Here is a 15,108-nt window from a genome sequence, read left to right as displayed (position 1 = left end):
TTCAGATAAGCATCGAGTTTACGCGTAAACAGGGTGTGCACTACAGAATTTAGCGACTTTCACTTTAACAGCTTCGATTGTTGCTGCTAGTTTTTCTTCATCTTTAATCGCATCAAGTACGTCACAAATCCAAGCCGCTAATTCAGCAGCGTCAGCAGTGTTTGCACCACGACGAGTGAATGCAGGAGTACCGATACGAAGGCCAGATGTAACAAATGGAGAACGTGGATCGTTTGGTACTGAGTTCATGTTCACTGTGATGTGAGCAAGACCTAGCGCTGCATCAGCTTCTTTACCTGTGATGTCTTGAGCAATCAAGTCAACTAGGAAAAGGTGGTTTTCAGTGCCGTTAGAAACGATTTTGTAACCGCGTTCTTGGAATACTTTAACCATTGCTTTAGCGTTGTCTAATACGTTTTGTTGGTATTCTTTAAACGCAGGTTCAGCACATTCTTTAAATGCTACTGCTTTAGCAGCAATAACGTGCATTAATGGACCACCTTGACCGCCAGGGAATACAGCTGAGTTTAATTTTTTCTCAAGTGCTGGGTTCGCTTTAGCAAGGATAAGACCGCCACGTGGACCGCCTAATGTTTTATGTGTAGTCGTTGTTACAACGTCAGCAAATGGTACAGGGTTAGGGTAAAGACCCGCAGCCACTAAACCAGCAACGTGTGCCATATCAACAAACAGGTAAGCACCTACTTTGTCAGCGATTTCACGGAATTTAGCCCAATCTACGATACCTGAGTATGCAGAGAAACCAGCAACAATCATTGTTGGTTTGTGCTCAATTGCTAGACGCTCAACTTCAGCGTAATCTAAAACACCTGTGTCTGGGTTGATACCGTATTGAACAGCGTTGTAAACTTTACCAGAGAAGCTAACTGATGCACCGTGTGTTAAGTGACCACCGTGAGCAAGGCTCATACCTAAAACCGTATCACCAGGAGCACATAATGCAGCGTAAACGGCACTGTTTGCTTGAGAACCAGCATGTGGTTGTACGTTTGCGTAGTCTGCACCAAATAAAGATTTAGCACGTTCAATTGCTAAAGATTCAGCAACGTCAACATATTCACAACCACCGTAGTAACGCTTACCAGGGTAACCTTCTGCGTATTTATTTGTTAATTGACTACCTTGTGCTTCCATAACACGTGGACTAGTGTAGTTTTCAGACGCAATAAGCTCGATGTGATCTTCTTGGCGCTGAACTTCATCAGTCATTGATTTCCATAGTTCTGGATCGTAATCAGCAATATTCATATCTCGGTTAAACATGTGCATCTCCTGGTAGGAATTATAGTGTAAGTCAATTTATGATGCGCATTTTACGCAATCTTTGCGCTATTGCATAGAGCAAATAGTGTGAAATATAGCGAACATGAACTTGAATAAAAGTAATGCTAATTAATTTATGTTGAATAAAGATAATAATTACACTTATTATGCGGATCTAGAAATAAACAATTGCGCACAATACTCTCTCTTAATTAGGACAAAGGGTAAAGTAAGCATTACACGAATGAAAGCGTCAAGGTTATGTTTAAGCGTCAAATGCTAGGGCTAATAGATGAATGCTAAGTACTAGGACTAATAGATAAGTTAGTACTAAAAAGGTTATTAACGTATTGCTAATAACCTTTTGTTGTTTTATCACCCTCTCAATACGGGGAAAAACAGTTTATACAATACGCTCTGGTAACGGATTTTTAGCTGCGGTGATCACTATCGCAATCGATTTTGAGTTAGGTGTGAAGGTAAAATCACCATAGTTAGCCAGCGCCACTAAAGGATTTGCTTCTGGATAATAAGCGGCAGCGTTACCCGTCGGAATATCATAGGCAAGCAAAGTAAAATTAGTCACTTCTCTCACGACTTCATCTCCCCATAGCGCTTCAATATCGACTTTATCACCGGTTTTTAACCCTAATGCGGTTATGTCATTTTCGTTAAGAAGAATAATATTACGATCACCACTTAAACCACGGTATCTATCTGTAAAACCATAAATAGTTGTGTTGTATTGGTCGTGAGAACGCAGTGTTTGTAAAACAAAAATACGGTTTTTAGTTAACGCTCGTTGCGAGGCTGAAATAATTGCATCGGGTAAAGGTGCACTATGAAATTGTGCTTTTTGATCGCTCGTATTCCATTCTCTTCGCCCTGCAGCATTACCTAAATAGAACCCACCTGGTGCTTGCAAACGTTGGTTCATGTCGCTAAAGCCAGGAATAGTTTGGCTAATATAATCACGAATAAGATCATAGTTTTGAACCGTATCTAACCAATTGATTGGAGAGCTACCTAATGTGGCTTGCGCTATGCCGGCAATAATCGCAGGCTCAGAACGCATTTGTCTGGTATCACTTTTTATTACACCTTGCGAACTGTGCACCATGGAAAATGAATCTTCCACTGTGATTTTTTGAGATTCCCCCGCCTGTAAATCGATATCTGTTCGGCCTAAACAAGGTAAAATCAACGCTGACTTGCCTGGGTATAAATGAGTTCGATTAAGTTTAGTCGCAATATTAACGGTTAAATCACAGCGACTCATTGCTTGGCGCGTGATCTCAGAATCCGGCATTGCCGCCACAAAGTTCCCACCTAACCCGATAAACACTTTGCTGTCGCCACGTAACATCGCTTCCACGGCTTGTACGGCATTGTGCCCATGCTCTGCAGGAGGCGTAAAGTTAAAGGTTTTTTCTATGTTATTAAGCAGTGTGGCATTAGGTTTTTCATCGATGCCCATGGTGCGATCACCTTGCACATTAGAGTGACCACGTACAGGACATAAACCCGCGCCTTTTTTACCAATGTTGCCAAACAACAATTGTAGGTTGGTCATTTCATAGATCGTAGGCACTGAGTGCTTATGTTGAGTAATTCCCATTGCCCAAGTAAAAATAACACGTTTTGATTGTTGGTAAATATCTGCCGCTGATTTTATCTGCTTTTTAGATAAACCTGATTGCTCAGTAATTAATGACCAAGGCGTTGCATCTACTTGTTCTAAGTAGGCATCTAAACCGCTAGTGTGCTGTTCAATAAATTTAACATTGAATACATGGTCACCATTTTCAAGTGCTTGGTTATGACGTTTTAACAAGACTTTAACTATGCCGCGCAAGGCAGCCATATCACCGCCTAAATTAGGCGTATAATATTGACTGGTCAGCTTAGTTTCACCACCAAGCACCATATGCGCTGGTGATTGAGGATTAGCAAAGCGTTCTAAACCACGCTCTCTTAATGTATTAAAGGTCACAATACTTGCGCCACGTTGTGCAGCATGGCTTAATGTATGTAGCATACGAGGATGGTTGGTCCCTGGGTTTTGACCGAACACAAAAATGGCATCGGCATGGTCAAAGTCTTCTAGCGTTACTGTACCTTTACCAACACCAATACCTTGTTTTAATGCATAACCACTGGCTTCGTGGCACATATTTGAGCAATCAGGAAAGTTATTAGTACCAAACTTTCTTACCATTAACTGGTATAAAAAGGCAGCTTCGTTACTTGCTCTGCCAGAGGTATAAAACTCTGCTTGATTAGGGTTTTCTAAGCCATTTAGGTGCTGTGCAATCAATGAAAAAGCATCATCCCAGCTAATGGGTACATAGCAATCTGTTTCTGATTGGTACAGCATAGGGTCTGAAAGACGCCCTTGATCTTCTAAATAATAATCACTTTGTTTACGTAAGGCAGACACACTATTATTCGCAAAGAATTCAGGTGTTAAACGGCGAGAAGTTGCTTCCCAGTTAACGGCTTTTGCGCCATTTTCACAAAAGCGAAAACGTTCTTTTTTACCTTCTTCACCCCAAGCGCACCCAGGACAATCGAAACCATGATCTTGATTGGTTTTGAGTAAATTCAAAACGTTTTTTGCTACGTTCTCACTGTGTAATAAATGTTTGGCTGTACTTGCAAGTGAACCCCAACCACCAGCTGCTGCTGTATATTTTTTAACACTCATAATGCCTACCTATCATTTGTAATGGTTATTAATGTTGTTTTTGTAAACGAAAGTCACCGTGGTAGACATTAAAAGTATGCTCACTGACAAAGCCTATTAAAGTGATGTTAAATTGTTTTGCTACTGCTATCGCTAAACTTGATGGCGCGCCTATCGCAACGACCACTGGTATCTTTGCTGCAACAGCTTTTTGCATGAGTTCGAAACTGATACGTCCACTGAGCATTAAGATAGATTGATTATCCAGCTTGCCCTGTGTCAATAAATCGCCAACCACTTTATCAACTGCATTATGTCTGCCCACATCCTCTCTCGCTGACAAGCAGGCTTGCAAAGAGAATATGCCTGCACTATGAACACCACCCGTTAAAGAAAATAAAGACTGTTGTTGCCGTAATTGCGTTGAGAATGTAAGTAAAGCAGAGACTGGCAACCACTGTGGCGTTTCATCGATAGTGACATTAAAAGTATGCGCTAGTTTCTTCACATTACTGGTGCCACAAATACCACAGCCTGAATGGCTAATAAAATGACGCGTTAAGGATTCCCAATCTAACACAACCGATGTTGCTAAGGTAATGTCACATTGATTAAGTTCAGAACTAATAATTGATTGTATTTGATCTGCATGTTCGATAACTGCATGCGATAGTAATAATCCAGTCACTAACGAAGCATCATCTCCGGGGGTTCTCATGGTGACCATCAAGGTTTTTTCAAGCAGTTCACCCGTTTCTTGGCATGTCCAATGCAATACGATGTTGAGAGGCTCTTCACTGATCACCAAATCTTGACTCAAACGCATCTCAAAGGAACCATCCTCTGCTAATCGATAACGTTGCCGATTAACAGTTTGGTATGGTTTTGTGCTCATTGCTTCACCTTAGCGATTGCTGTTTTTATTAATTGATATGCTGATAATTGAAAACGTTGAGACGGATGTCTAACTCATTAAAAAGTAAAATATTTTACAAGTTTAAAAGTGAATAACGATTCAGAGGAGGTCTTTATAACATATTTTTTATAAGGATTTCAGCAATAAAATTTATTTTATTAAAAATATTTATGGCATTGAAAAAGCACTAACCAAATTTACTTTTTAACATTTAATTTAGCCACTAAATACATTTTAAATTCTGTTGATGCACAACTAAATATATACGTTTTTTAATTTTATGATAAATTCATCTTCCCTATCTCATTAATAAAAATTAAATAATTATAAAAGGATTTAAATGTTGAATAAACTAATCAAGCTATTTCCCGTTTGGGCCATTCTTTTTGCTGGCGTCGCTTTTCTTTCTCCACAACTATTCGTTGGGATAAAAAGCTATATTGTTCCATTACTGATGCTGATCATGTTGAGTATGGGCCTGACATTAACGCTGCAAGATTTTAAAAATGTCATTAATAAGAAATCAGCAATCGGTGTTGGCATGTTATTACAATTTACCATTATGCCAATTACGGCTTTTTTAGTGTGTTATTTTTTGCAATTAGACACAGAATTAACCGTTGGTATGATTTTAGTGGGTAGTGTTGCAGGTGGTACATCATCAAACGTAATGTGTTACCTAGCAAAGGGTGATGTTGCATTATCAATCACCATGACTGCGTTATCAACATTAGTTGGCGTGGTATTAACTCCCGTCATCAGTGGTTTATTAGTGGGTCAAAGCGTTGACTTCCCGATGTTACCCATCTTTATTAGTTTACTTAAAATAGTGGTGTTACCGATTGCTATTGGTATCTTAATTAATTCATTTTTAAATAAACAAGTAAAAGCTATCTCTTCTCTATTACCGCTTATTTCAATGCTATCAATCGTGATAATTATTGCTATTGTGGTTGCACTAAACGCGGGTAAATTAACAGATGTCGGTCCGATTGTGATGTTGGCAGTGATTATCCATAACAGCATCGGCCTGTTTTCTGGCTATTTCATTACCAAGTTATTAGGGTTTGATGAAAAAACCAGCCGTACCATTGCCTTTGAAGTAGGTTTACAAAACTCAGGTCTTGCAGCTGTTTTAGCAATGAAGTTCTTCTCGCCTGCTGCCGCAATCCCTGGCACAGTATTCTCGCTATGGCACAATATTTCAGGGTCTATTCTATCTGGATATTGGGCTCAGAAAGGCCTAGAAACAGAAGAAAAAATAACGGCTGCACCGGTAACAGAGTCTTAAGAAATTCGATATGTACTCGTTACCATTCACAATGCTGCCGTAATCAATAGTTTGTTTAGATGTTAGGTTAGGTGTTAAAGCAAAATAGAAAGAATATGATTCCGTATATTAGTTAAATTACGGAATCATTTTTTAATGCTCAACAATGACTCAATTATGTAGCAAATTGATAAACCAACTAGTTCTTTTAAGTAGTGAAATAACTATGTTGCAATAGGGTTATAACTGTTGGCGCGTTATCCCAATTATTAAGTGACATGCCGATGTTACTAATAAATCACTATTATTAGACATTTTTATAACAGCGATGCTTTACCTTAGCTCCCCTTATTAATAGATCATCGCATGCATAATCGAACTAATAGAAAGTTGTAAGTTAAATTGTACGTTTGAGCCTTGATATTGGTATTTAAAACCGGTAGTTTGATTGTTCAACAAAATCCTCTATTTATAGATCTACACAACTACACAACTACACAACTACACAACTACACAACTACACACAAAACACTACACAAGTAATTTACATTCATTGAAAACCTTCTTTTTATACCTAAACAATACCTAATCTAAGGAATTAGTCTTTGAATGTATTCAACATTAAGGAAAAATGATGACCTTTAGAAGCTATTACACTCCACCAACAATGGGACGACGTATTTTAACCCCTCACCAAACAGCTATATTAATTTTAAAAAATAACAAAAAAATAGCTAAAACCACCAATAACGATGCATACAGCAAGTTTAAAATGCTAGAAACACAGATAGCCTCGATATCAGGCAGTATTTTTTCAGCAACGGAACGTTGGGCTTTAATAGAAGCAATGAATGAACTCGGATGGCAAGTTGCCATTTGTAGAAATTATTGGACATTTATTCAAACTATTATTGTCGACCGATGGCCAACATTAGACCATCAGGAAATAGTCGATTTAGCGACAACAGTAAGTCGAACCCCAAATGATAAGCAACATGGACCATTATCTGAAGCATTTGAGTCCTTTGATATAACCGAACTAACCAAGTTTTTCTATAATAAAAAAGAGCTTAAAGATGCAGTGCAAGCAACCGTTGATGAACGTAATTGGGAGAAAAACAAACATAAAGTAGAACTTGATTGGGATAAGCAACGAGAAGAAATAGAGCAATATATTAGCCAAATTGATATGACGTCAAATGATTTAAATGAATACATAAGAACTGATGAATTCACTATCTGGGAATATCTCTATTATGACTTGTTTAAAAGCAATCTAATTTTGGATGTACTTCAACTTAAAGCAAAAATAGAAAAATAGGCCATATTTTTTGCACTTAAAAGTTCCTATGAACCCCTTTAGGACAGGACTCTGTCGTATTTATTATCTAATCTAAATAGATAAGGGAATTTCATCTAGCACTTTATTCATCTATCACTGTAAGACCCTGTAAATGTAGACTGAACCAGCTCGGTTAACAATCTATCTAATACTCTATCCAATAGCCCCCTATAAATAATACGATTATATTTCACTTATCAAATAGGGTTAACACCATGCTTATTAGGGTTCTTATTTGTCACACTGCTAAATATCCTACTACTCAACTTAGTACAAAGCTTAGATGGCTAAACAAGGTAAGCAGTTAACTATTAAGCGCTCATTTTTTTACTCATTAGTATGCTTTGGTTATTTTTGATGACCTAAGACATTACCATCTGTTGCTTGTTGATTAGTAGATACTCTACAATAGCTCTCAATTATTTTATTCATTATAAAGGATCCACCATGGCTCAACCATTGCCTGATAAGTTCATTTATTCTATGTCTCGCGTTTCTAAAATAGTGCCACCTAAGCGCACTATTTTAAAAGATATCTCATTAAGCTTTTTCCCTGGCGCTAAAATCGGTGTTTTAGGTCTGAATGGTTCAGGTAAATCGACCCTGTTACGTATCATGGCCGGTATCGACCAAGAATTTGATGGTGAAGCACGCGCATTAACCGGTACTAAAATTGGTTACTTACCGCAAGAGCCTGTATTAGATCTTGAAAAGAATGTCCGTGAAGTCGTCGAAGAAGCAGTTTTTGAAGTTAAATCTGCGTTAACAGAGTTAGATGCGGTTTATGCTGCATACGCAGAAGAAGATGCAGACTTTGATGCCTTAGCAAAACGCCAAGGTCAACTTGAAGATATTATTCAAGCCCACGATGGTCATAACTTAGATAACCAATTAGAGCGTGCTGCCGATGCACTACGTCTACCGGCTTGGGATCAACCTGTCAAAGTCCTATCTGGTGGTGAACGTCGCCGTGTTGCATTATGTCGTTTATTACTTGAAAAACCTGACATGCTGTTACTAGACGAACCAACTAACCACTTGGATGCAGAGTCTGTTGCTTGGTTAGAACGTTTCTTACATGATTATGAAGGAACTGTTGTGGCGATTACCCATGACCGTTATTTCCTTGATAATGTAGCAGGCTGGATCTTGGAATTAGACCGTGGTTACGGTATTCCATGGGAAGGTAACTACTCGTCTTGGCTTGAACAGAAAGATGAGCGTTTAAAACAAGAAGCCGGACAAGAGAAAGCACGCCAACGCCAAATTGAACAAGAGCTGGAATGGGTTCGTTCAAATGCTAAGGGTCGTCAATCTAAAAGCAAAGCACGTTTATCACGTTTTGAGGAGCTTAATAATCAAGACTTCCAAAAACGTAATGAAACCAACGAATTATTTATTCCAACTGGGCAACGTTTAGGTGATCAAGTAATTGATGTCAATAACTTGACTAAATCCTTTGATGGGCGTGTATTGATTGACGATTTAAGCTTTAGTATTCCTAAAGGTGCTATCGTCGGTATTATCGGTGCCAATGGTGCGGGTAAATCAACGCTGTTTAAAATGTTGGACGGCACAGAAAAACCAGATTCAGGTGAAATCATCATTGGTGAATCGGTTCAAATGGCCAGTGTTGACCAGTTCCGTGACCACATGGATGACAAGTTGACAGTATTTGAAGAAGTGTCTGGCGGTAGCGATATTATTCAAGTTGGTAATATTGAAATTCCTAGCCGTGCTTATTTAGGACGTTTTAACTTTAAAGGTTCTGACCAATCTAAAATAGTAGGCGATTTATCCGGTGGTGAGCGTGGCCGTTTGCATTTAGCTAAACTGCTTAAATCTGGCGGTAACTTGTTACTACTGGATGAGCCAACCAATGACTTAGATATCGAAACCTTACGTGCACTAGAAGATGCCCTATTAGGCTTTGCTGGTTGTGCCATGGTTATTTCACATGACCGTTGGTTCTTAGATAGAATTGCAACACACATTATTGATTACCGCGATGAAGGTCAAGTTAACTTCTACGAGGGTAACTACAGTGATTATGAAGCGTGGTTGAAGAAAACCTTTGGTGCAGCAGCGGTTGAACCTCATCGTATTAAATACAAACGTATTAGTTAAAATAAACTGAAAACATAAAAAAACCATTCAATATTGAATGGTTTTTTTGTATATCCGTTATCATGCAAGTTACTAACAGTTGTAATTATACCTGTTTTCTACGGCGACTAACCATCAATCCAACTAATGCCACTGCCAATATACCGAATGAAGCAGGACTTGGTACAGATACAGGATTGGACACTGAAATATTGTTCACTGTTAATGTTGAATTAGCAAAAGAATCTTTAACGTTAAATACACCAATGGTATAAGTTAACCAACCAGATTCTGCTGCGGTCCAAGCAAAGCTGCCTGTTGTATAGTCAGGCGTCGACGTATCAGCAAGCCAATCTAGACTACCTAAGCTCAAGTTAACAAATGCAAAATCGTTGTACCAAGAGTTTGAACCCTCATTACTCAACCATTTCCAATCAAATGAAAAAGTTGAACCTGCATCAACTGCAACGGTATTTTTATAAGCTGAGCCAGATGTTACGTTGCCCGTCGCAATACTATTAAAAGCGTTCTTTTCTACGCCGGTCAATTGCGCTACTTTATTTTTATTTTTGCCATTGCTTGAATCTATAATAAAACTACCATTATTAGTAGTTACAGCACCAATGGTTTCAGCACTCATCAATGTTGCTTGGGCAGTTACTGAAAATAATAACGGCACCAAAATTAAGATTATTCTTCTCATTAATACATTCCTTTTAAATTAAATAAGCAGATATCTACCTACAAAGGATTAAAAGCACTAATCATGCCAAGAAATAAAGGTAAAGCACTATGACTGACACTCTCTTGAAAAACACCGCATTGCAGCAATAATATTTTTGTGGCCTAAATCAACTATTTTAATGTGTGCTATCACTATGATGTAACCCGTTAACTCTTAAGCTTGACGCCTAAAATAGCTTCACTTCAGACTTGCTGATTGTTGTAGTTTGAATAGTAACGGGTATAAAAGTATTAATTATCATAACAATAATTACTGAGTTAATTTTATTTCGACTTCTTATCAAGCATCAATAAAGGTTCGAAGCGTTTATCCGTTAACGTTTTCATAAAGGCAACTAAGGCATCTATTTTCCGATCTGTTAAAGCATGAGCGGTAAGATCTTCTTTATCAACGGTCGTAGGCACTTCTGGTGAACGCCAAGGTTTACCAGTTTCAGGATTAATAGTGCGTTCTGTATTATTGTAATGATCATAAAACTCCATCACCGTTCGCAACTCTTTAAACACACCATTATGCATGTAAGGTGCTGTCACTGCGACATTACGTAACGACGGGTTTTTAAACTTACCATCATATTTTGGGTCATCAACTGCTGGGTTCTCTAATAAACCGTGGTCAATAAAGTCTTCTTTTATATGACCTAATGCTAATAATTGATCATTAGAAGGCACACCTATATTACGATACTGATGATTCGTAAATGGTTCTTTTGGGCTGTCTTCAGTTTTTAACATGTGGCAACTATTACAGTTAACATTGTTATTCGAGAAGAATAAAGTACGCCCAAGATCTTCTAAGACTGTCAGGTCGTACTCGCCTTTTAGGAAGCGATCATATTTACTGTCATAACTAGAGAAGGCATCTGTTTTTTCAAATGCTTGTAGTGCACGTGAAAAACCATCAAAAGCAGGCAAAACTGTATCTGATTGCTTTGAGTCAAATACGGTTTCACCGTATAAGCGCTTAAAAGTAGACACGTAGAAAGGGTTTTCTTGTAAGCGTTTAACGAGCGTTTCGGCATCGGGTAAGGCCATTTCAACAGGGTTAAGTGGCGGCCCCATTGCCTGGTCAGATAATGTGTTAGCACGACCATCTAAAAATTGCCCTCCAACATACTCTTTTAATACTTCATCAAAATGAAATGATGGTGATGTGTTGGCGTATGTTGCCATGGGAGTATTACGCGTACCGAGAGATTTAGTGTCGTCTCCTAATGAAACCATACCAAGTCCTACATTTTCACGGTGGTCACTAAAACTTTTCGAAGGATCATGGCAAGTTGCGCAAGACATAGTACGATTAACAGAAAAGTTAGAGTCAAGAAACAAGATTTGTCCTAATTGTGCTTCAGTCAATTGACCAGCGGCGTTAGCTACGTTTGTGCAAGCGATTAATGCGAGTAAACAATAAAATATTTTTTTCATTTCAATTCCGTCTAATACTTCTGTAAATATCAAAAAATGGCTGAATAATAATTTTTATAATGCCATCAAATTTTTCTCTTTTACCGCGCCCTAAACCAAATTTTTGATCTAAAGGAACGTCTTTTGATAGCCTTAATGTACCAAAGAGCCAATCCCACAAGGCTAAGATGCTGCCTAAATTTTTGTGTATATATTTCTGTTGATGGTGCACCTGATGTTGTGCTGGCGATATTAATAAACGCTCTAACCAACGCCCATAACTCAAGCGAATATGGCTATGTCTCAGGTTGCCAGTAAAAGAAAATAGGATCACAACAAAGGCATTGCCACCTAATACCGAATAAAGATTAATACGCGCGCCAAAACAAAAAACAAAAATGCCTGTAACAACACCAGCAACCAATGCATTACGTAGTGCAAACAACATGATTTCCACAGGATGTAAGCGATAAAATGTCAATGGGTTCAATGATTCAGCACTATGATGTACCTGATGAAACTTCCATAACCATCGATTAGTATGTAACCAACGATGCAACCAATAGCGACTAAAATCGCCAAGTACAAATAAACTGAAAGTGTACGCGACAATAATATCGCGATAATACCAGGACAAAAACAAGGGATCCGATATCGAGTTCAACCAATTCAGCGTCGACAGCGCAACCGTGTTCGCTGACAGTAAAACAGGCACAATAAACAGTGCCTTGAATACCCAATTAAATACAAAATAACGATAATCTAATTTTGAGTCAGCATTAAACCAATAAGCCTTTAATTGGGGTGCTGAAATAGCCCCCACTTTGAAGACATACCAAACAATGGCAATGATCCCGCTAACAACAAGGTAGCCCCAGAATATGCGGTCACTACCATTCATAAATGCCGCTAAAGGTGTATCAATCGCCATCTGCATCGATTAAATTCGCCGATACGCCAATCTGACTCACTAAATGTCTATAAAAGGCTTTTTGAACATCTAACAATCCCTGGAAAATTGGGATCATGTCGTTTAAATTAAAATTATGGTCTGCAGGTGTGTTTTTATAAGCAAGTAATGAGTTTTCTAACGCGGCTTGCACTGCATTAATCCCCTCTTTACCATGTTTTTCATAGGCAATAGTTGCCACGTTAGGTTGCTGGTCTTCCGCTAACAATTGTCTATTAGTTTCTAAAACCCCACCGATAAATGCCCAAGATGCTTCGCTGTAAGGGTATTGTTGATGCTCTGGTTTAGTCTCACCAAGATTAGCTTTTGTTAACCCACTGACTTGAGCAATACGCCAATCTCTTGTTTTATAAATATGCTCAATCTCAGCATTCACAACTAAAGACAAACCTCTATCTACATCAAAAAGAAATTCATCACGATTGGCTTTATAGCCATCACTAATTTGTATAAATCGCTTACAAACGTTCGCGACCATTACTTCAGCAAAGGCTTTTCTGCGTTCAGACCATTCACCGCTGAACATAACAGAGTCGATTGCGCCCATGGTTTTATATGAATTTTTATATAATGCGGTTGACGGTTTTGAGTCACGCCCCACTAGACGTTCAATGCTTTCATGAATATCTTCATTACCACTATGGAAGTAATCCACCATTAATGGGTAATCCATTGCATTCATGTCGTAGTCACCAAGAATATAACTAGCTTGTACTCGTCCCCACCCTTCCGCAAGTTGCACAAATGCTTGGTGACGCACATCACTTGATTTGCTTTCTAACGAAGTTTGTAACTCTGCGCAATATAGCACTGCGTTATCGGCATTATGCTGCAGCACATTGTCGTAAATAGAAGCATAAGGGTCTTTCACCACTTCATTATTGACCTCTGCATCATTGACCACCGTATTAGTCTGCTCAGCATGACTTAGCGCTGGCACACTCAGTAAACACAGAATTGACAGGGGGGTAAAAATTTTCATAATTGCTCCAAAAAGTGTAACAAGGCCAAGCGCTGTGCTTGGTCTAATTGTATAAATGTTGATTTTGCCTTTTCAGCTTCTCCACCGTGCCAAAGAATTGCCTCTTCCGGTGTTTTCGCGCGTGCATCATGTAAAAAACGATGTTGTGCTCGAACCCGTTCACCTACTCCCCATAAAGGCGCAGTGCGGTACTCACGCTCAGTGGCAAGGAATTCTGGACGCCCATCTTTTAACAGTTCCCCCATATCATGCAACAGTAAATCAGAATAAGGATGGAATTTAACGCCTTTCGTTGTGCTTAATGTCGAACGATGACAACTAGCACAGCCAATTTCTGTAAATAGTTTTTTACCTTGCTGACCTTGCGCATCTAACCTGACGGTTTTAGGTGCTTTATGGTCTCTAATAAAAGAGGTAATCGCTTGTAAACGCAACATAGGTAAGTCTAAACTTCCTAACCTTGTATTGTCTCCTTTAGGTGCCGCTATACAGTCAGCTTGTGCAGGTTGGCAAAGCTCATCAGGAAAAGAAGGGTTAGTTAAACCAAGATCATGTGCTGCAGCGTTTGCCGTTTGCGCAATAATATTGGCAGCACTAGCTTTCCAATTCATTCGCCCTAATATTTTTTCATCTTGCTGTGGGGAGTTTAACCAATTCGCACGGCCACTAATTCCGTCAGCATTATCATCTGATGGGTCTTCCCACGCAAGGATATCTTCATTTGAAACTTGCTCTATTAATCGTAAACCAGCCAAAACAGGAGGTTGCCTTAGCGAAATAGTTGTTTCTTCAGCTAATGGCCCATAACCTAACTTATCTAAATAAGGAATAAACTTAGTTAACATAAGTGATTCACCATCAGGATATGTAAAAGGTATTGATTCGATTTTTAATCTTGTTTGCGCTTCTGGTTTTACTTTACCGTTGCCTCTTATTGATACCTGCACACCATAAATGGGATCCGGCACATTATCATGCATAGGGGTATCTATATTATTTACTAACCAACGTAATGAATGTTTACTTGGCTGAGTTAACTTGAAGACTAAACTGCGTAAGGGTTGGTTTGTATCACTGAGCGTCGGCGCACTACCGTTATTGATGTGACAACTGGCGCAGGTATTGGCGCTAAAATGAGGACCTAACCCGTCTCGTGCAGTAGTTGCACTCGGTGCTTCAACCCATGGGATAGTGAAAAAAGAACGCCCCAGAATATACTGGTCAAACTCTGTATCTGTCATTTTCATAGGAACAGAAAAAGGTTTACTACCGGCCGCATTAGTAAATTGTTCTATATTGACATTGCTCGCTTCACTATGGGCAAAATGGCTGCATGCTAAAAACAAAAATACACTTCGAAGCAGATACTCCGAGACCTTACTACCATTAATTTTCATACATCAC

The 15,108-nt window shown here is 38.8% G+C and carries 11 protein-coding genes; 3 read left to right on the top strand and 8 right to left on the bottom strand.

The genetic code is table 11. The features are described 5' to 3' along the window. Positions 1 to 18: 18 nt before the first annotated feature. The 3 genes from glyA to fdhD all read right to left on the bottom strand — a co-directional run bounded on the left by glyA (position 19) and on the right by fdhD (position 4,865). Complete coding sequence (gene glyA / locus GQR44_RS15935) at positions 19 to 1,284, bottom strand: serine hydroxymethyltransferase (protein ID WP_166372694.1); 1,266 nt, start codon at positions 1,282 to 1,284, stop codon at positions 19 to 21. 403 nt (positions 1,285 to 1,687) lie between these two features. Further along, entirely contained in the window at positions 1,688 to 3,991 is a 2,304-nt protein-coding gene (locus GQR44_RS15930) for an FdhF/YdeP family oxidoreductase (RefSeq protein WP_166372693.1), read from the bottom strand. A 28-nt stretch (positions 3,992 to 4,019) separates the two neighbouring features. Beyond that, complete coding sequence (fdhD, locus tag GQR44_RS15925) at positions 4,020 to 4,865, bottom strand: formate dehydrogenase accessory sulfurtransferase FdhD (RefSeq protein WP_166372692.1); 846 nt, start codon at positions 4,863 to 4,865, stop codon at positions 4,020 to 4,022. A 361-nt stretch (positions 4,866 to 5,226) separates the two neighbouring features. Between fdhD and GQR44_RS15920 the strand changes: the two genes are divergently transcribed. The 3 genes from GQR44_RS15920 (at position 5,227) to ettA (ending at position 9,625) form a co-directional block, all read left to right on the top strand. Then, on the top strand, positions 5,227 to 6,177 hold the full coding sequence (locus GQR44_RS15920) for a bile acid:sodium symporter family protein (RefSeq protein ID WP_166372691.1): 951 nt from the start codon (positions 5,227 to 5,229) through the stop codon (positions 6,175 to 6,177). 613 nt (positions 6,178 to 6,790) lie between these two features. Next, entirely contained in the window at positions 6,791 to 7,477 is a 687-nt protein-coding gene (locus tag GQR44_RS15915; protein WP_166372690.1) for a hypothetical protein, read from the top strand. 468 nt (positions 7,478 to 7,945) lie between these two features. After that, positions 7,946 to 9,625, top strand: a complete 1,680-nt coding sequence (gene ettA / locus GQR44_RS15910; protein ID WP_166372689.1) for an energy-dependent translational throttle protein EttA — start codon at positions 7,946 to 7,948, stop codon at positions 9,623 to 9,625. 85 nt (positions 9,626 to 9,710) lie between these two features. Here ettA and GQR44_RS15905 read toward each other — a convergent pair whose 3' ends face one another. The 5 genes from GQR44_RS15905 to GQR44_RS15885 all read right to left on the bottom strand — a co-directional run bounded on the left by GQR44_RS15905 (position 9,711) and on the right by GQR44_RS15885 (position 15,101). After that, positions 9,711 to 10,307 (bottom strand): PEP-CTERM sorting domain-containing protein, encoded by a 597-nt coding sequence (locus tag GQR44_RS15905; protein WP_166372688.1) that lies wholly within the window; start codon positions 10,305 to 10,307, stop codon positions 9,711 to 9,713. Positions 10,308 to 10,612: 305 nt separating this feature from the next. Beyond that, positions 10,613 to 11,773, bottom strand: coding sequence for a cytochrome c peroxidase (locus GQR44_RS15900; RefSeq protein WP_166372687.1), 1,161 nt, complete (start codon positions 11,771 to 11,773; stop codon positions 10,613 to 10,615). A gap of 1 nt (position 11,774) precedes the next feature. Then, entirely contained in the window at positions 11,775 to 12,689 is a 915-nt protein-coding gene (locus GQR44_RS15895; protein ID WP_166372686.1) for a sterol desaturase family protein, read from the bottom strand. Next, positions 12,673 to 13,704: a hypothetical protein gene (locus tag GQR44_RS15890; protein ID WP_166372685.1), complete on the bottom strand. Its 1,032-nt coding sequence runs from the start codon at positions 13,702 to 13,704 to the stop codon at positions 12,673 to 12,675. The genes GQR44_RS15895 and GQR44_RS15890 overlap by 17 nt, the downstream gene beginning before the upstream one ends. Beyond that, complete coding sequence (locus GQR44_RS15885; protein WP_166372684.1) at positions 13,701 to 15,101, bottom strand: di-heme oxidoredictase family protein; 1,401 nt, start codon at positions 15,099 to 15,101, stop codon at positions 13,701 to 13,703. Before GQR44_RS15885 ends, GQR44_RS15890 begins: the two co-directional genes overlap by 4 nt. Positions 15,102 to 15,108: the final 7 nt, after the last annotated feature.

Origin of the sequence: Psychromonas sp. SA13A (assembly GCF_011378715.1) — a bacterium.
Taxonomy (GTDB): Bacteria; Pseudomonadota; Gammaproteobacteria; order Enterobacterales; family Psychromonadaceae; genus Psychromonas.
This window is presented reverse-complemented; position numbering and strand designations above follow the sequence as displayed.

Coding starts and splice junctions, on each gene's coding strand:
- glyA (WP_166372694.1), bottom strand. CDS start 1,284: ATGTTTAACCGAGATATGAATATTGCTGATTACGATCCAGAACTATGG.
- GQR44_RS15930 (WP_166372693.1), bottom strand. CDS start 3,991: ATGAGTGTTAAAAAATATACAGCAGCAGCTGGTGGTTGGGGTTCACTT.
- fdhD (WP_166372692.1), bottom strand. CDS start 4,865: ATGAGCACAAAACCATACCAAACTGTTAATCGGCAACGTTATCGATTA.
- GQR44_RS15920 (WP_166372691.1), top strand. CDS start 5,227: ATGTTGAATAAACTAATCAAGCTATTTCCCGTTTGGGCCATTCTTTTT.
- GQR44_RS15915 (WP_166372690.1), top strand. CDS start 6,791: ATGACCTTTAGAAGCTATTACACTCCACCAACAATGGGACGACGTATT.
- ettA (WP_166372689.1), top strand. CDS start 7,946: ATGGCTCAACCATTGCCTGATAAGTTCATTTATTCTATGTCTCGCGTT.
- GQR44_RS15905 (WP_166372688.1), bottom strand. CDS start 10,307: ATGAGAAGAATAATCTTAATTTTGGTGCCGTTATTATTTTCAGTAACT.
- GQR44_RS15900 (WP_166372687.1), bottom strand. CDS start 11,773: ATGAAAAAAATATTTTATTGTTTACTCGCATTAATCGCTTGCACAAAC.
- GQR44_RS15895 (WP_166372686.1), bottom strand. CDS start 12,689: ATGCAGATGGCGATTGATACACCTTTAGCGGCATTTATGAATGGTAGT.
- GQR44_RS15890 (WP_166372685.1), bottom strand. CDS start 13,704: ATGAAAATTTTTACCCCCCTGTCAATTCTGTGTTTACTGAGTGTGCCA.
- GQR44_RS15885 (WP_166372684.1), bottom strand. CDS start 15,101: ATGAAAATTAATGGTAGTAAGGTCTCGGAGTATCTGCTTCGAAGTGTA.